The organism is uncultured Fluviicola sp. (genome assembly GCF_902168135.1).
Taxonomy (GTDB): Bacteria; Bacteroidota; Bacteroidia; order Flavobacteriales_D; family Crocinitomicaceae; genus Fluviicola.
This window is the reverse complement of sequence record NZ_CABHOL010000048.1, coordinates 1-18,128: the sequence shown is the minus strand read 5'-3', so window position 1 is coordinate 18,128 and position 18,128 is coordinate 1. Positions and strand designations below refer to the sequence as shown.

Sequence of the window (18,128 nt, the reverse complement as noted above, 5' to 3'; positions counted from 1 at the left end):
GATTAATTCAATGCTTTAAATCCTTCTGAAAAGAAAACCCGGTCGCGGTTTACCCGCTCTTCTACCGCAGTTCTGAACTCTTCATATTTTCCTTCCGGAATGCAATTCACCGGGAAAAATAACTGCAAATCTTCGATGTATTCAAAGTAAAGTGTTTGTTGATGCGTTTCAATACGTCTCAAACCGGAAAAGAACAATAACCGTACTTCGCGATCAGCCACCACTACCGCTTTATGTGTAATTCCAACCCGGAAACCGGATTGTGCAATTAGCAGGAACAACAATTGGTCCAGCACCATAATCCCGTAAACCAATGCCACCGGCCAGGCTTCCGTGGTGAGTACTAAGGCTGTAATCATTGCAAACAATGCAATGAAGGCCTCCAGTATCAAAAACAGGCGTACCTGCTTTTTACGTTCTTTCGAAACGGGGGTGCTCCACAAAAAGCGTTCGGGTTTCCGGGTCATCGAAACACCCACCCAACGGCTTGCAGACCTGCGGATGATCAACAACAGCAAAAGTGTTGCAATCCCAATGAAAATATGGAATTTGAACGGAAGTTCCGCTATCGGGATATTGAAAAAATGAATATCAAACGCTACACAAATGATAAATGCAAATGCCGGAAAAGAGAAAAAAATCAGTAAAATATTTATAGAACGATTCATCGCTTACTGGATCATTTTAATCTTTGCTTTCAGCTCGTCAATTTTGCGCTGAGCTGCTGCTATTTTACCTTCCACCTCTTTTTTCAACAAGTCTGCACCTTTTGATTTCGCGAAGAAACCAAGGTTGTTCTCAAATTGCAAAATATCTGATTTCAGCTTGTTTATTTTATCGTGCAGGTCGTACTTTTCTCTTGCCAGAGCGCGTTCTGCATTCGGATCTGCCTTCATGGTATCCAAACGCGCCTGGAACAGCATTTTCTCCTGTTCTTCGCCTTCGAGTTTCAATTTCTTATAATGTGCGTCCAGGGCTTCTTTGTAAGCATTGAAAACACGGTCTTTCTCTTTCATCGGAACATGGCCGATGTCGTTAAATTCCGTTGCGAAGCCTTTCAACAAAGACATTGCCTCTTTCTTATCTTCAGGTATCGTTGCCGATTTAATGCGGTCGATCAATTCCATTTTCAAAGCCAGGTTCCCTTCGAATTCTTTGTCTTTCGAACTGAAATGAGCTTGTTTTGCTTCAAAGAAATGATCACAAGCAGCACGGAAATCTTTCCACAGTTTTTGTTCAAACCGCTGTCCTGCACTTCCCAATTCTTTCCAGTCTTTCTGGATTGCCAGGATTTGATCGGTTGTTTTCTTCCATTCCGTGGAATTTTTCAATTCTTCCAGTTTGTCGACCAATTGCTGTTTTTTCGCAGCTACTTCATCAAATTTACCTCTCACTGAATCAAAGAATGCTTTCTTTTTCGCGAAGAACTCATCGCAGGAAGCACGGAATTCTTTCCAAACTTCTTCGTTTTCCTTTCGCGGTCCGAAACCTATTTTCTTCCATTCTTCCTGAAGGGCCAGCAGCGAAGCAGTTGCATGATCCCAATCTTTCGTACTTGTAGACGCAAAGTCTTTCACCAATTCAGCAGCTTTTCGGGCTATTTCTTTTTTCAGTTCCAGGTTTGCAGACAATTCCGAACGTTTTTCATCATAGAAAGCCTGGATACGTGCATAAACCGCACGAACAGCATCCCAGTATGAATTTTTGAGGCTTTCCCAGGCATCATTCCCAACGGGCCCGGTTTCGTCCCATTCGTTTTGAAGCGTTTTGATGGCCTGTTCCACATCTTTTACATGCTCAACTTTCGACAAATCCTGTATCCTGCGGATTACATCCAATTTCAATTGGTGATTGCGGTGCAGATCGTGCTCGCGCAATTCGCGGTAAATTTTGATATGATAAAAGAACGTTTCCAATAAGCGGGAATATTCGGATTGGATATCCTGGCGCTTTTCACGCGGAATATCTCCAACCTCTTTCCATGCATCGTGGATTTCCTTGTATGCAGTCATTGCCGCACCGATGTTCTCTTCTTTCTCTACCACATCTTTGAGGCGCTCCAAAAGTGCTTTCTTACGGCGTAAGTTGGATTCTTCAGCTTCTTTTTTCGCTTTTTGCAATCCGTTTTTACGCTCACGGAATTCGTTATACAAGTTATAAAACTCTTCTCGCACCGGATCAGCAGTACGTTCCTCAACCGCTTCACCCTTTTCCTGGGCTTCCAGCTGCTTGATTTGGAACTGACGATCCTCTTCCAAAACTACATCCTCAAACTGATTACGTAATTCACTCACTTCGCGCGCTACAACCAGCGCGTCTTCCTGCTGCACGAGATTTTTTAACGATTCTAATAAACTTGCCTTTTCCATGATAAAGCTTTTTAGTGGTTCCTCAATTTACAACTATTTAACCAACTACAGTTGACATTTCAAAATTTGTCAATGAAATAAAGCGGGCAATTCTGGCCTCCACTTCATCATGACTAATTTCCAATAAGCGCTCTGTTCCGAACTTTTCCACACAGAAAGACGCTAATGCTGAACCTGCAATAATTGCACGTTTCATATTTTCAAAAGAAGCATCATCCGTTGCTGCAATGTAACCGATGAATCCACCTGCAAAGGTGTCTCCTGCTCCTGTCGGATCAAATACATCCTCCAACGGTAAAGCCGGTGCAAAGAATACCTGGTCGCCCTGGAACAACAAAGCACCATGCTCTCCTTTTTTAATGATCAAAGTCTTTGGTCCCATTTCACGGATCACACGACTTGCTTTTACCAACGAATATTCTCCCGACAACTGGCGTGCTTCTTCGTCATTGATGATCAACACATCGATCAGTTTCAATGTTTGTTTCAGATCATCCAATGCGATGTCCATCCAGAAGTTCATGGTATCCATAGCAATCAGCTTCGGACGTGTTGTCAAGCGCTCAATAACCTGGCGTTGTACCTGCGGGCTTAAATTCCCCAGCATCACGTATTCCGCTCCCTGGTATGAGTCCGGAATGATCGGATCGAAATCACCCAATACATTCAGTTCCGTTACTAAGGTATCTCTGGAATTCATATCGTTGTGGTAACGACCTGACCAGAAGAAAGTCTTTTCACCTTCCTTAATTTGCAATCCTTCCAAAGCAACACCTTTAGAACGAAGCAAATCCAATGTTTCCTGCGGAAAATCATCTCCGACAACAGAGACAATACGCTGGTCTTTTATAAAGTTTGAAGCAGACAATGCAATGAAAGTTCCTGCACCACCTACAATCTTATCCGTTTTTCCGAATGGTGTTTCAATAGCATCAAATGCCACACTACCAACTGTCAATAGACTCATTTTCTTAATTTATTTGGGCAAATGTACGCAAATATTTAGGTATAAGTCACGTGGAATTCATTAAGTATTTACGTATCTTCAATGACTTGAATACCAACTTGTTTTAAATTTTAAAACTATCGAACTGAAATTCGTTTTTATTTTAACAACTTTTAATCTGTTCATTTTTCGGTACGTTTATTGTTTAACTCCCTTTCGAATTAAACCAACTGTTATGAAAAAACATGTTACATTCTTTGGATTATTCGCTCTTCTAGCGCTTGGATCTGCAAACGCTCAGGAAAAAGCAAACTTCGGAACCGATTTCCAGTCAATCAGAAATGAAATGGTTGCCTGGGATGCCGTTCGTGGTGAGTGGTTGGCTCAGTCGATGGAAGCGATGGCGAATAAAAGACCAACTCCGGACCGTAATTTTCCGGAAGAATACACCCCTGCAGAAATGTTTAGTGCCATGCCAGGTACTACTCAAGACAAAGTCCGGTCGCATATCCAGCGATCGAGTACTACCAGTGACAGTGCATCACGCGCACAATGGGCGCGATTGAGCAGTTTTACAAACCGAACTCCGGATTGTAAGCCCGTAATGGGAAGAACTTACGGAGATCCACATTTGAAGTCTTTCGACGGAGCTACGTATTCCTTCCAGACAGTCGGAGAATTTACACTCGCAAGATCAGCCAGCGGAAATGTCAATGTACAAGTTCGTCAGCGCAATCAATCCGATGATTTCTCATTGAATACGGCAGTAGCTATGAATGTTGGCGGAGACCGCGTTTGTTTTTACGCACATGAGAAGCCGGACGGTAATACCACTACTCCGTTACGTATAAACGGAGAGCCGGTATACATCGACGGAAGCAATTATTACCTGGAACATGGTGGAACAATTACCAAATCAGGAAGAAATGATTACGTCGTTACCTGGCCCACAGGTGAAAAGGTAAAGTTGGACGCTTCATCCACCGGCGGAATGGGATTCTATAACATCGCCATGGAAGTCTATCCTTGTACTGAAAGTTATGACGGAATCCTTGGAAATGCTAACGGAAGAACATCCGATGATTTCGATGTACGCAACAACATGGGCGGAATTGCATCTTCCAACTGGAACATGGGCGTTTTCGGTTCAACCAACTCCCGCGATCAGCAACTGGAAAAAGAATACCTGGCTTTCCTGGCTAAGGATTTCGCAAGACAATACCGTATTACTCCGCAGGAATCTTTGTTCGACTACGGATTCAATCAAAGTACTTTTGCTTTCACAGATGAGTCCTTCCCTCGTGTTCACAGAACTTTGGGTGACATGAACGGAGACGATTTCAGAAGAGCACAGAGAGAATGTGAGCGCAGAGGCTTTACAGGAAGCGATTTGAGCGCATGCATCTACGACAATGGATTCTTACGTATCGAACCGACTCCGAAACCTGTTCTTCCGAACCGTACGGCAGGAAGACAACTGGAACCTGTAAGAACTCCTGCTCCCAATGTAAACCCGGGGCAAAAGCCATACAGAGAGCGTTATCCGGAACACAGATCGGAAGAAATCCCCGGAGGAAATACCGGTAACAGCGGAGTTCCAAGAGACGATAAGGCTTCAGGAGGATCCGGAACATCAAGAACGGTTACGGATACAGAAGCAAGCAAGGGCGCTGTTAAAACCCCGGAATCGGCAGGAACCAGCGGTAGCTCAACAAATACAAGTACAAGAACGACTTCTAAAGAATCATCTTCAAGTGCTCCTGTGGAAACAAAACCGGCAGAAGGTGTGAATCCACGTGTATTTAACTCAGGTTCTTCATCCACTACAAACGAATCGGTTAAAACTCCTGAGCCGGTAAAAGAACCGGAAGTCAAAAGACCGGTACCGGTTTATAACAAGCCGGTTTACAAAGAACCTGTTAAAACGGAACCTGTGAGAACTGAACCCGTAAGAACACAACCGATTAAAACAGAACCAAGATATACACCGCCGCCAAGCAAACCGGTATCAACTCCAACGCCGCGTCCCGCAAGCACGCCCGTTTCGACACCGGCATCAACACCATCAAAACCCATTTCAACACCAGGAAGAAGAGGTTAGTATAGAAAGGAGTCTTAACAGGCTCCTTTTTTGTTTCCAGCGGATTTTTTACCACATAGAGCACATAGAACACAAGTAGTATCTATTGCACTAAAAACTATGTGCACTATGTTCCTATGTGGTTCATTTATTATTCTATGTTGTGAAATAATCCGTGGAAAACTGAAACAAATTAAAAATCCAACGTTAATTACTATTTGAGGACCAGTGAATTTAAGCGTTGGTTTCGGCGTAAATTTGATTTATGAAGTGGAAAAAGTGGCTGGTGAGATCTGTGAAATGGTTCTTCGGAATCCTGATCACTCTTGTTTTGCTCATTAGTTTCCTGCTTTACATCTTCAAAGACGACATTATCGATTACGCCGTTTCGGAGATCAATAAAACCCTGAAAACAGAAGTTCATGTAGATGAGATCGACGTCACCTTCTGGGCCACGTTCCCGAACTTAAGTCTCGATTTCAACAAAGTTTTCATCCAGGATGCTTTCCCTTATGCAACCCGGCAGGATACGCTTCTCTACACCGAGCAGGTCCGGTTGAAATTCAGCCCGATGGACATCTGGAATGAAAAGTACAACGTCAAGAAAGTAGCTATTAAGCCCGGAACACTGAAACTGAAGGTCGACAAAAAAGGCGATGTAAACTATGACATTTTCAGAGAATCCGAATCCGATGAAAAAACGAATTTTAACCTGAAGCTGGAATCCATTCACGCTACAGGGATCCGTTTTTCCTATTCGAACAAAGTCAATGACAACAGTTATAAAACCAAAGTCCAGGATCTCCGGCTGGTGGGGAATTTCACCCAGGATAAATTCGACATTGCAACCAAAGCGAACTTCTACATTCAGCGTATCCAAAACGGATTGGTGCCCTTTATCATCAATCAGCAGGCTTCAACAGATGTTGCCATTCACATTGATCGGGTATCGGAAACCTTTTCCATCGACCGCGGGAAACTATTGCTTTCCGGAATCCCGTTTGACTTTGATGTTAAAGTCGATACTACCGAAGTCCGGTTGAAAATCGATGCGGATAAAGTTCCACTTGCCGAGCTGGCCAATAAATTAGCCGTCAAAGAAGTCAAGACCGTTTCGGAACTCAAAGGTTCGGGAACAGGAACTTTCCACTTGTCGTTCGAAAACAAACTCGCAAAAGATTCCTACCCGATGGTTGACTGCAACTTCTCCATCGACAACGGAAGATTAACCGAACCAACCAAAGGATTGACACTTCGCGACATTGATTTGAAAGGATACTATTCGACTTTAAAAGGAAGAGACAAAGAAGAACTTACCATCAAAAATGTTTCCTTCCAAACCGTCAGCGGACCTTTCTCGGGCAATTTAGCTATACGCCGTTTCTCCAAACCAAGCTATCGCGGAACGGCTAAAGGATCTGTTGACCTTGAAGTTATTCATGCCCTGTTCCGCATCCCAAAGATCGAAGAGCTTTCAGGAAAGGTCAAAGTTAATACGAATTTCTACCTGGAAACAGTGTTTGAGAACAATGAAGCCGTGGTTGAGATCGCAGATGGTAATGGTACCGCATTGATGGACAATGTTGATTTCAGACTTCAAAACGACTCACGGAAGTTCTATGACATTTACGGAAACCTCATCCTGAACAGAAGCAATGCCTTACTGGAGGGATTGAAAGTCCATTTGGGAGAATCGGATTTGGAGCTAAACGGAAGTTTTAATTACATTGACCTGTTCCTGCAGGATAAGCATACCCTGGATGTGTCCGTAATTGCCGAAAGCAGCAAAATTAACCTGAAAGATTTCACCAATTCCATTGCGGGCGATCCGAAAACAACTTCCATCAACCGGGAATGGATGCTTCCGACACTAATTAACGGAAATGTCAAATTGAATGTCGATGCGATCCACATGGACCATCATACCTTCTCACAGATCAATGGAGAAATGACTGTTGGAAACCGAACAATTTCGATTCAAAAGCTCCACGGAATAACCGGAAATGCGACCGTTCGCGGGACACTTGCAGTTGTGGAATCCTCCCCGGAATATTTCCAGCTGGCAACCAACCTGAGTTCGAAGGATATTTATTTCAAACCGATTTTCCGCGAATGGAACAACTTTGAACAGGAAGTGATCACAGAAGACAACATCAGCGGTCGTGCGGAAGCTATTTTGGATTTGAGAGCTCCTTTCGATCTGACTTACGGAATCCTCAAGGACGAGCTGGAAGCCCAGATCCAAATGAAGATTATAGGCGGACAATTGAAAAACGTCAGTACATTCACTGCCCTTGCTAAGGATTTAAAAACAGCCAAAACGAAGCTGGTACTGAAAGCCGGTGAAATTGATGCGCTTGGGAACAAGTTGAACGACATCCGTTTTGAGACTTTGGAAAATACGATCCTGATCAAGAAAAGTACAATCGTCATTCCAAGAATGGAGATCAAGTCCAGTGCACTCAACATCAGCGTGGAAGGGAAACACAAATTCAACAACGATATTGATTACAAATTTGCTTTCCGTTTCCGGGAGTTAAAAGAGAAAAAAGACGAATCAGAATTCGGAATTGTGGAAGACGACGGAACAGGAATCAAAATATTCGTCCGCATGTACGGAAACCTTGCTAACCCGGTCATTGAATGGGATAAAACTTCGCGCAAGGAAGAAGCCAAACAAAACCGTGAAGAAGCCAAGCAAGAAGCCATTTCGATCCTGAAAAGCGAATTAGGCCTGTTCAAAAAAGACACAACGATCAAAAAATACCAGCCTCCGAAAAAAGACTACGAAGTACTGCAAATTGAATTCGGTAAGGAAGAAGAAGTTAACCCGTTTGAGGAAAAGAAAAAGATCGAGAAGGAGAAAAAGGGTCTCAAGAAATTCGGCGAAAAGCTGAAAGAAAAGAGCAGCCCGAATGAAAAAGAGGAATTTACCGTGGAGTAATTCTAATAAAACAGTAGGGGTGTAAAATTTTACACCCCTACTGTTTTTACACTAAAAAAGATCAATGCATGATCATTAGTTTTTCCGTAAAGAAATGATCTCCGGATTGTATTTCTACAAAAACAAATCCACTGGAAACACTCTGAGGAATATCCAGGCTCATTTCCTGTTCCTCCTTATCAAATACATATCGTCCGATCAGCTTGCCATCCGCAGTTTTCAAAGTAACAATCGTGCTGCTTTCCGGACGGAAAGAAACCTTCAGCTGAACGGTTTTGCTCGCAGGATTCGGATACAGCTGCCATTGCGGAGCAGTCGGAGTTGTTGCCAAAGACTTCCCATGTGCAGGATAACAATCCGTGTAAAAATATTCCTGGCAGTAAGTTTCTTTGCATTCCACGTCACCATTATTTCCGGTCACTGTCAGACAAATCTCATAAGGTGTATTTACCTGGAATTGCTGCGCCAGGTATTGTCCGTAATAAGGTCCGGCTCCGTTGACAGTCCATTCCATCTGGGTAATATTCGCACAATTTGAACCTGAGAAACCGGTAAACAGCATATTACAATCTCCGGAATTAACCATATCGAACCCGGGCTTCAATTTACAGTCACATCTTCCTCCGCAGCGAGCCTCTATTTTCTCACAGTATCTTTCCGTACAAAGGACATCTCCCTTTTCGTTTCTGATAACAGCCGTAACACAAACATCATACGATCCTGCAGCCGGGAAAACGTGTCCTGTAGTTTGACCGATGGATGTTGTTCCGTCGCCAAAATCCCAGTAGTATTCCGCATACTTCAGACATTCGGGACCTCCGTGGAATCCTTCAAACGTATAGATACACTCCTTATCATCAAAACTAACATTGAATCCCGGACGCAGTTTGCAATCACATGGCGGAGTACAACGCGTTTCAAAGGTTTTACAGCCTTGAGTCGTACACAGTTCAGAGTCGTTTAGCGCCGTTATTGTCAAACAAATGGTGTGTGTTCCGGCAGTTGCAAAAGCATGATCGACATCAATCCCTGTTGCAGTTGTTCCGTCACCGAAATCCCAGGTATATTCCACATTCTCCAGGCATGGGTCCGCCACGTAATTCGCATGGAACTTTACATAACATTCTTCTTCAACAATTGAATACGAGAATGATCCATTCTCAGGACAAACACACGGCTCACAGCCCTGAGCTACAACAATGGTATAATTCAGTGTGATACCATTTCCGGAAACAACAACGTTATAAGTTCCCGGACCGGAGAAAATATGGGTCGGAGAAGCTCCGGAAGCAGTATTGGCAGAACCCGAAGCCGGATCACCGAAATTCCAGGAATAGGAATTCGCACAAATATTCGTGCTGAAAATGTATGTATCACAACGCACTTCTTCTGCGAAGATCGAATCACCGGTGAATAGCTGAACCTGATCGGCATCTAACATATTCGGTAAGCCGCTTCCTGCAGCAAGTATATCCAGGTAAGGTCCGTTATTGGTAAACAAACACAGGTTGGGCTGGCTGATTGTTGATTGCGTATTCGGAGCATGGATAGCCCCCAGCTGTGTCATATTCCGGGAAATGTAGATCTTGTTATCCGGTCCGCACTGCATTCCCAATCGTTTTACGGAATTAGGTGCTATCAAATTCCCCACCTTCACTTCAGAAAGGAATACATTCGATGCGGTTGCATCGTACTGGAACACATCTCCGGTGGTTTCCTGAACAGCATAAAACAATTTGGAATCCGGACTGAAAGATGTCCCGTAGACACGCTCTCGATTAATGATCTCATCACCGGTTATAAAACCGCTTACCGGGTTAAAATCACACAGGAACATACTGTTGCCAACAAATTCAGATACGAGTATCTTCGTTCCGTCGGGAGAAGCTTCGATCGTGCAATAAATACCATCGAAACTATTCAGTAAATAATCTGAATGGAAAGCAATTCCGGAAGCGGAAACTTTGTAAACCATCAGGAAATGCTGGTATTCACTCTTTTTTCCATGGACGATCAGCCAGTAATAATTACAAGCCTTGACAGCAGTTACCCCTTCACCGCTCCACAGCGTTGCTCCTGACTGAATATATCCTGCAGGAACCGGAACCGGATTGTTATTGCTCACGATAGAAGCCTGTGTACCGGTAATCGAAATAACACTGTATAGCAATCCACCTTGATTAAAACTAGTGTTGAACTGCAAATACTGGCTGGAATTTGCCGGGTTAGGTATAGATATTGATCCCGTTGCACTACTGTTATCTGCGTTGAGAGCAGATGCAATCAAATTGTGGTTCTGATCCCAAATATTATCTCCGCTGCTGTAAAAGAGCAAGTTTCCACTGGCATCACATTGAGAAACAACATCTTCTATATTTCCCTGCATGGTATTATTCACGTCAGCAGAATTATCATAAACAGGAACCCCCGATGAGAAATCCAGTCCGGCCTGATTGCTGAACATCCATGTACTTTGGGTGTTGCTGATCGCTGTACAGTTCGTAGGAAAAACAAGCTCTTCATTTTCTGCAAAATCGCTCGGATTACTCCCGCTTGTAACTGTAAGCGTCACGATTGCCGGTGCGTACGCAGTTGTGTAAGTATGAGAAACAACCTGTCCGCTTCCGGTAGATCCATCCCCGAAATCCCAGGAATAAATAGCTCCACTTACCGGATTCGCTGTAAATGTTACGGAAGTTCCCGTACAAGGTGCATAATTATCCGCCGTAAAATGCGCCATAATCTGCCCGTTACAATTAATACCCGTATAAACCATGTTGTTTGAGCTAACCAGGTTTGCACGATACAAAGCGATACTGCCATCCATACGGTCGTTCTGTCCGTTGGTAAACCCCGTCATACAACCTTCGTCTACATAATCCATATAGTTGTGAATATCATCGGGCAGGTTCGGAGTCTCGTTACAGGTATTCCATCCCGCAGCCGGACAGCCGGTATTTCCGGGTATTGCAACCGGAGGCGTATCACAAACTCTGTCACCCTGAGATGCGCAGGTAGAGGTATTCATTCCCGCACAGCCGTCCTGAAAAGTGTGGTATAATCCCAGGTAGTGGCCCACTTCATGTACGGCAATTCTACCCAGCTGACTGTAAGAAGCCAGTGTTGAACAACCGCAGGTTGCGATATCTCCGAAAGCCCTGTAATCCATCACAATCCCATCTGTATAATTGTAACTTCCCGGGAAGGAAGAATACCCCTGGATAATGGATCCTGGCGGAACGGACGCAGAAGTAATGCTTTTAACAACCCAGATACGCAGGTAGTTATCCGCGGGCAATGAAGCTCCAACAGCAGCCAGTGAATTGATCTGGCTTACATCGTGATTGGTAAGAGTTGGATTGTAATAATGAAAAATACCCGGAGTAGAACTGGTAATTCCTGCCGGTGTACTGATCGATGTGAGGTTTACCGTTCCTTTTTTTGTTGCAAGACAAAACTGGATACCATAATCTTCATAATACGTATTCAGTGCATTGATTTGGCTGATTACCTGCATGTCCGAAATATTTTCGGGACCATTCTGGTGCACCACATTGACTACAACAGGGATCAGTAACTTGTCGCTTAAACTTTTTGAAACCGCGCCGCCTCCTTTTTTCTTAGCAGCTTTAAATCGTTCAATTTCGTGGTCCATCTCGTCCAGTTTTTTCTGAAGCGACGGATCTTCCTGAAGTTGTTTGGACAATAACTCGTCAAAATAGCACGAAACTATTTTCTCACGCGGCACTTGTTGTGCGAAGGACGAAAAAATGGTGAGTAACAGGAAGGTCATTCCCAGCAAATAGTGTTTCTTCATAAATAGTGTGTAATTAATTATACTCAAATCTAATTAAATGAACGTACCGGCAATGAAAAAACGGAACAAAAAGCGTGTTTTAACATTCACAACCCAATTAATCCGGTCACTACTGCACCGTTGAAGGAAAATAATTCGGAATTATATGTATTATTAATCCAAAATTTATTCGAATGAATTTCATCCAATCTTTCATCGATATGCTTTTTATCGGGGTAATTACCCTCTTCCCGGTTGTCAATCCGATAGGATCTGCATTTATTGTCAATCCTTACTTGTCAAACCTGGAGATCCGGGAAAAAAGAAAAGCGGTCAAGAAAATTGCACTTTACGCATTTATCCTATGCACGATAGCTCTTTTCGCAGGACATTGGATCCTGGAAATTTTCGGCATTACGATTCCGGTTGTTCAGCTTGCAGGAGGAATCATGATCTGTAAGATCGGCTGGGAATTCCTTTCTTCAGATAAAAAAGAAGCAAAGGCTGACGTGGACGAAGAAGGGAACACCCTTAGTTCCAATTACTCACTGATCCAGGATAAATTGTTTTACCCCATTACTTTTCCGATCACAACCGGAGCCGGATCCATTTCGGTTCTTTTTACCCTGAGTGCGCACAGTGCCAATGCACATATCAACTTATACCTGATCAATACCGGAGCCATCCTGCTGGCAATCATCGTTATTTGTTCGTTGATTTATTTTTTCTACCTGAACACCAAAAAAATTATCCGCGTTATTGGCAAAGAAGGAGAACAAATACTTAACCGCATCATGGCATTCCTGATTTTTTGTGTAGGATTGCAGATCGGGATAACGGGGATCAAACATTTGTTTAACATACAGTAGGCATGCGATTAATCGCATGCCTACTGTCGTAATCGATTTAATTCGTAATTGTTTTATGGATTTTTGAACCAACATGCATCTTAGGTGTAATTAGTACTAATTCTAAACTGCATGTTATGAGATTCGTTACCCTTCTATGCATCATTTTACTCGGAACGGGCGCTGCCTTTTCCCAATCCATTTCCGGAAATATGAACTCCGAAGCCCACAGCGAAGCCCTTCGTTACGGAAATGTTGACATCTATAAAGGCGACAAATTAGTGGCCTCTGTTCTCACGGATAAATTGGGGAATTTTGCCATTGCACTCGACACCGGAACGTATGTCTGCGTGATGAACTACGCCGGGTACTCCCCAATCAGGAAAGAAATCAAAGTTACCGGAGATGAGGTTGCAAACTTTAAAATGAAAGAAGATCCCACTGCAACCAGGCACCCTGCAAAAGCCGAAGACGACCTCGACCTGCGCAAAGAAATGCGCTCCATTGAAGAGGTTGCGGTTATCAGTACGAAATCGGTTTCATCCAAAAAAATGAGATCCGACAGCTACGGTGCCGATCCCTCAAGAATACGCGCCGAGGGAACTGTCATGGCTGCGCATCCGGGATCCGGCGGAGCTTACGGCGGAACAGTCAGTTCAAAGCTATTGACTGCCGGTGAGATCAACGACTTTTCGAAATGGAAAATGTGGCAGGACCTGAACAAAGGGGAACTGGCAGCTTACCAAAAAACCTGGGAAATTGCTCCATCCGGAAGATACACCGTCATGCTACAATCCGAAAGTGGTATTCCAATAGTGGACGCTATTGTTCAGTTGCTTTTAAACCGCGATGTGGTTTTCACCACCCGGACAGACAACACCGGTAAAGCAGAATGCTGGCTGACCGTCAAGAATGAAACTCCGACTGTAAACGGAAAACTATCTATCCAAATCACTTACGACGGAAAAGTATCGGCCATCAACAAAGTAAGTGCTTTTGAGAATGGGTTGAACCATCAGAAATTAAATATCTCCTGCCAGGAAGTCCAAAATGTAGACGTAGCTTTCGTTGTCGATGCAACCGGTTCCATGGGGGACGAGATCAGGTTCCTGCAAGCGGAAATGAGCGATGTCATTTTCCAGTCAAAACAAATTAGTAACAAATTGAATTTCCGGTTTGCGAATGTCTATTACCGGGATGCCGGGGATTCATATGTTACTAAAAGCATGAATTTTAACCGCATCCTGTCCGAATCGGATGCATTTATCAATGAGCAATCCGCAGGCGGCGGCGGAGATTTCCCCGAGGCAATGGACATTGGTTTGGATTCGGCGATTAACAACCTGAGCTGGAGCGAAAGTGCCCGTGCGCGCATCCTGTTCCTGATTTTGGACGCACCTCCGCACCAGGGATCACAGATCAATGAGCGTTTACAGCGATTGATGCTCCAGGCTGCAGAAAAAGGAATCCGCATTGTTCCTGTCGGGGCAAGCGGTATTGATAAAAGCACCGAATACCTGATGCGCGCCCTGGCTTTGGGAACAAACGGAACATATACTTTCCTGACAGATCACAGCGGAATCGGCAACAGTCACATCAAACCTTCGACAGACAGCTACGAAGTGGAAACACTGAATGCCATCCTGGTTCGAATCCTGAAAAGCTATACCTATATGCCGGATTGCCAGCAAAACATCCCGGATCTGGCTTTAAACATTCCGGATTCTATCGTTTCAACACTTCAGCCTGCCGATTCAACAGATACCAGTGCCGTGCAAACAAAACCGGATCCGAAGGCACTGAACATTACCTGGAGCTATTATCCGAATCCGACAAACGGGATCATTACGATTCTTCCGAACACAGATATCAAAGAATTATACGTTTCAGATTTAAGCGGAAAAGTCTTGCAGATCCTTCCGAAACTGAAAAAAGACGAACGCATCCAGGTCGACCTTTCGGGATATGCAACGGGAATCTACCTCATCCGCTACCTCGACGAAAACAACCATTGGCTGAGCGGGAAAGTGGTTTTGCAACGCACAAGCTAAAAAGCAATTATCAATGATGAATTATCAAGAAGGGAACCCATTTGATAATTCTCCCGATAGCTATCGGGACATTCATAATTGATAATTAAAATATATCCGTTACCAAAAGGTTCAAAGAATTCCAACCACCGGAATATCTTTGGACCTTTTGAGTTTTTGCATTTTGAATTCATTGAACTTTTATCTTCTCAATTTTCAATTCTCATGTAACTTTTTCCATTTTTGTCAAACTTACCCTTGTACCCAATACGTGATCAACGAGCATGAAAGACAAACAAGACGCATTTCTGAAACTCTACGAACCGGTTCATGAACGGTTTGAACGCTTCTGCAGGGCGAGGGTTTACAATGAAATGGATTTTAGGGATTTGATGAACGACACCCTTTTGGTGGCTTATGAAAAATTCGATTCCCTGAAATCAAAAGAAGCCTTTCTTTCCTTTTTGTTCAGTATTTGTGTACATGTTTTAGGGAATTATCACCAAAAGAAGCGCGCTTTCCGGCTTCCGGAAGGAACGATGCACCTGGAAATCCGGGACAGGGATGCCAATCCGCAGGCACATGCAGATATTCATTATCTCTACGAAGCTTTGGCACAACTATCCGAAGAACAACGGGAAAGCATTATCCTTTTTGAGATTTCGGGATTCAGCATCCGGGAGATTACCGTCATTCAAAACGCATCCGAGTCGGCAGTGAAACAGCGCCTGAAACGGGGACGTGAAAAACTGATGGAAATACTCACATACGAATCTTCTTTAAAAACAGTATCAAGTCATGGATAAGCAGCAACAATTGGATCAGCTTTTCGCCCATGCGAAACAAGATCAGGCGATACAGTCGTTTGAGCAGACCAAAGACCGGTTCATTGCGTCTTTGAATAATCCTGTGGTGAATAAACCCAAAACAAAGCAAATATTCACTAAAAAATGGATTATCATGTTAACAATTGTAAGCACCTTAAGCATTTCCTTATTCCTTTTATGGAATGATGGAAAACCGGATAAAACTCCTTCATTTACAAAAACGCAGGAATCAGTCACTATCATTTCTAAAAATACTTCCATTCCTGCTCAGCAAAATCCGGAACCCCAAATCAAACCGGCACCTATTCAAAAACCGGCCCCATTTGTAAATGTCATGCAAGAACTGGTGACCGAGCTCCCATTGTCTTCGATAGTTTCGGAAAACAAAGGAACGGAAGCCCCAAATGATCATTCATACAATCGTAGGATGGCTTCCATTAAACCGATGGATGATATTCCGTACCAATTTCCCAAGCTAACAGAAGAAGAAATAGCCATTACCAAAAAGAAAAAGAAGTCCATGCTGAAAGCTTTGGCAAAGCACGATAAAGACGCTTATGTCTTCATCCCAAGCGGGAGCTTTGATTACAATGGCAAACAGGTTTCTGCCCAGGCTTTCTACATGGGAACCACCGAAGTCACCAATTTCGAGTACCGCACATTCCTGTTCGACCTCATTATTCAAGGCCGAAAAGACGAATTTCTGAAGGCAAAACCGGATCAGTCAGCATGGAAGAAAGAGTTAAATGACGGAGGAAAAGCATTGGAAGAACATTACTTCTCGCATAAAGCTTACGATGATTATCCGGTGGTGAATGTAAGTCGCGAGGGAGCCGAATTGTACTGCAAATGGCTTTCCCAGGAAGTACGCAAATACGTAGGCGATGAGAAAGAGGGCAAATACAACGACGTTCGCTTACCACTTCGAGCCGAATGGGTCAAAGCAGCAAGCAACGAAGGCAAACAGCTTCCGTATCCATGGGACGGGCAATACCGCCGGAATTCACGCGGATTATTCCAGGCAAATTTCACCCATGATATTGTGAAAGATCAAATTGATACCTCCGGATGGGGAAACACAATAATCTATGACAATTCCGATTTAACGGCACGATCCAAATCATTCTGGCCGAATGCACTTGGTTTGTACAATATGGCCGGTAATGTGGCAGAAATGGTCTACGAAGGCATGAATAAAAACGAACCCGGAACAGCAGGAGGTTCCTGGCGAAGCTCCGGTGATGATATCAAAATCTACGCTCCGGATCCTTACAAAGGAATCACCGAGGGAAAACCAACCATCGGGTTCCGGGTGGTGAGTACCTATTTGATTGTTTATGATAAAAAATGATTCCGTGGGTATGCGATTAATCGCATGCCCACCTGCTTGCTTTACCATTCATTTTGAATATTATCCCACAACATATACCCGATCGATATCCCGCCCCACATGTGGTTCATGGCATATTTAAACAGCCTCGACTGGTAATGGAAATGAGCCGTCGCGTAAAACGGTTTGTACCGGAGATAAATCCCTACCTGCTGTTCGCCTACAAAGCGCTCGATGGATTTAGCAGAAATAGCCGCCATACTCGGTTTCACGAAAATTACCCCCTGAAGTGTTCCGTCATAAGCCACAATCCGCAATTCAGGTGTGTAGTACAGATAGAATTGCCTGCGGTTACCGATGTATCCCAATTTCAATCCGGCATGTATACGCATGTCATTCGTTAAATTCCCGATTGTCAGAAGATTTCCAAGCTCCAGGCGGACCCACCTGCTCCGGGTGAAAAATAGTTTCGTGTAACCTATGTTTAAATCCATCACAAAACCGGTATTCAGCTGGTATTCCCAACCCTTCGGATTCGGACTGTCAATCCACTTATGGACCGTTTTCTGGGTATATTCCCCAAAAGCAGGCTTCCCTATAAATCCTAAAAACACACCCCAGTTTAAGCGGTAATTCCGATTCAGGCTCCTGGAAAAAAACTGATTTCCATAGGTAATTGTTGCTGCATAGGGGCGATCTCCCTTCAAAAAAGTATCCGACTGAATCGTAGACGGTGTATAGCCTCTCTGATCGATCCCCGATTTCAGAGTCCGTTCCATATCCGGAACACGCAGGAAAAACGGATTGAGCCACTTCAGGTCCAGGTTGTGGTGTTCGTACTGCAAAAAGATTCCCTGGGAATAATACCGGTCGGTTGCCGTGAAAATATCCTGTCTCTTATACACATCTCCGAGCCCACGAGACTCCTGAGCATCTCGTATGCCGTCTTCTGCTTGAA

10 protein-coding genes are annotated in these 18,128 nt (G+C 43.8%); 6 read left to right on the top strand and 4 right to left on the bottom strand.

All coding sequences use genetic code 11. The features are described 5' to 3' along the window. Positions 1-2 precede the first annotated feature (2 nt). The 3 genes from QZT69_RS15995 to QZT69_RS15985 are packed head-to-tail and all read right to left on the bottom strand — an operon-like array spanning position 3 to position 3,336. Positions 3-668, bottom strand: coding sequence for a hypothetical protein (locus tag QZT69_RS15995; RefSeq protein ID WP_294677147.1), 666 nt, complete (start codon positions 666-668; stop codon positions 3-5). 3 nt (positions 669-671) lie between these two features. After that, positions 672-2,369, bottom strand: a complete 1,698-nt coding sequence (locus QZT69_RS15990; RefSeq protein ID WP_294677146.1) for a DUF349 domain-containing protein — start codon at positions 2,367-2,369, stop codon at positions 672-674. A gap of 37 nt (positions 2,370-2,406) precedes the next feature. Further along, positions 2,407-3,336 (bottom strand): PfkB family carbohydrate kinase, encoded by a 930-nt coding sequence (locus QZT69_RS15985; RefSeq protein WP_294677145.1) that lies wholly within the window; start codon positions 3,334-3,336, stop codon positions 2,407-2,409. Between the two features lie 214 nt (positions 3,337-3,550). On the opposite strand from QZT69_RS15985, the gene QZT69_RS15980 reads away from it, so the two are divergent. Both QZT69_RS15980 and QZT69_RS15975 read left to right on the top strand, forming a co-directional pair. Further along, positions 3,551-5,416, top strand: a complete 1,866-nt coding sequence (locus tag QZT69_RS15980) for a VWD domain-containing protein (protein ID WP_294677144.1) — start codon at positions 3,551-3,553, stop codon at positions 5,414-5,416. Positions 5,417-5,660: 244 nt separating this feature from the next. After that, positions 5,661-8,339 (top strand): AsmA-like C-terminal region-containing protein, encoded by a 2,679-nt coding sequence (locus tag QZT69_RS15975; protein WP_294677143.1) that lies wholly within the window; start codon positions 5,661-5,663, stop codon positions 8,337-8,339. 61 nt (positions 8,340-8,400) lie between these two features. On the opposite strand, the gene QZT69_RS15970 is transcribed toward QZT69_RS15975, so the two are convergent. Next, a complete protein-coding gene (locus QZT69_RS15970) occupies positions 8,401-12,156 on the bottom strand; it encodes a PKD domain-containing protein (protein ID WP_294677142.1) in 3,756 nt (1,251 codons plus the stop codon). Positions 12,157-12,329: 173 nt separating this feature from the next. Between QZT69_RS15970 and QZT69_RS15965 the strand changes: the two genes are divergently transcribed. The 4 genes from QZT69_RS15965 (at position 12,330) to QZT69_RS15950 (ending at position 17,191) form a co-directional block, all read left to right on the top strand. Then, positions 12,330-13,004, top strand: coding sequence for a MarC family protein (locus QZT69_RS15965; protein ID WP_294677141.1), 675 nt, complete (start codon positions 12,330-12,332; stop codon positions 13,002-13,004). Positions 13,005-13,120: 116 nt separating this feature from the next. After that, complete coding sequence (locus QZT69_RS15960; protein ID WP_294677140.1) at positions 13,121-15,034, top strand: T9SS type A sorting domain-containing protein; 1,914 nt, start codon at positions 13,121-13,123, stop codon at positions 15,032-15,034. A gap of 263 nt (positions 15,035-15,297) precedes the next feature. Further along, positions 15,298-15,819, top strand: coding sequence for a sigma-70 family RNA polymerase sigma factor (locus QZT69_RS15955; RefSeq protein WP_294677139.1), 522 nt, complete (start codon positions 15,298-15,300; stop codon positions 15,817-15,819). Then, entirely contained in the window at positions 15,812-17,191 is a 1,380-nt protein-coding gene (locus QZT69_RS15950; protein WP_294677138.1) for an SUMF1/EgtB/PvdO family nonheme iron enzyme, read from the top strand. Before QZT69_RS15955 ends, QZT69_RS15950 begins: the two co-directional genes overlap by 8 nt. The last annotated feature ends 937 nt before the right edge of the window (positions 17,192-18,128 follow it).

Bases quoted from the DNA above. Each gene is read 5' to 3' on its own strand.
- QZT69_RS15980 (WP_294677144.1), top strand. From the start codon at position 3,551: ATGAAAAAACATGTTACATTCTTTGGATTATTCGCTCTTCTAGCGCTT.
- QZT69_RS15960 (WP_294677140.1), top strand. From the start codon at position 13,121: ATGAGATTCGTTACCCTTCTATGCATCATTTTACTCGGAACGGGCGCT.
- QZT69_RS15995 (WP_294677147.1), bottom strand. From the start codon at position 668: ATGAATCGTTCTATAAATATTTTACTGATTTTTTTCTCTTTTCCGGCA.
- QZT69_RS15965 (WP_294677141.1), top strand. From the start codon at position 12,330: ATGAATTTCATCCAATCTTTCATCGATATGCTTTTTATCGGGGTAATT.
- QZT69_RS15990 (WP_294677146.1), bottom strand. From the start codon at position 2,369: ATGGAAAAGGCAAGTTTATTAGAATCGTTAAAAAATCTCGTGCAGCAG.
- QZT69_RS15950 (WP_294677138.1), top strand. From the start codon at position 15,812: ATGGATAAGCAGCAACAATTGGATCAGCTTTTCGCCCATGCGAAACAA.
- QZT69_RS15955 (WP_294677139.1), top strand. From the start codon at position 15,298: ATGAAAGACAAACAAGACGCATTTCTGAAACTCTACGAACCGGTTCAT.
- QZT69_RS15975 (WP_294677143.1), top strand. From the start codon at position 5,661: ATGAAGTGGAAAAAGTGGCTGGTGAGATCTGTGAAATGGTTCTTCGGA.
- QZT69_RS15985 (WP_294677145.1), bottom strand. From the start codon at position 3,336: ATGAGTCTATTGACAGTTGGTAGTGTGGCATTTGATGCTATTGAAACA.
- QZT69_RS15970 (WP_294677142.1), bottom strand. From the start codon at position 12,156: ATGAAGAAACACTATTTGCTGGGAATGACCTTCCTGTTACTCACCATT.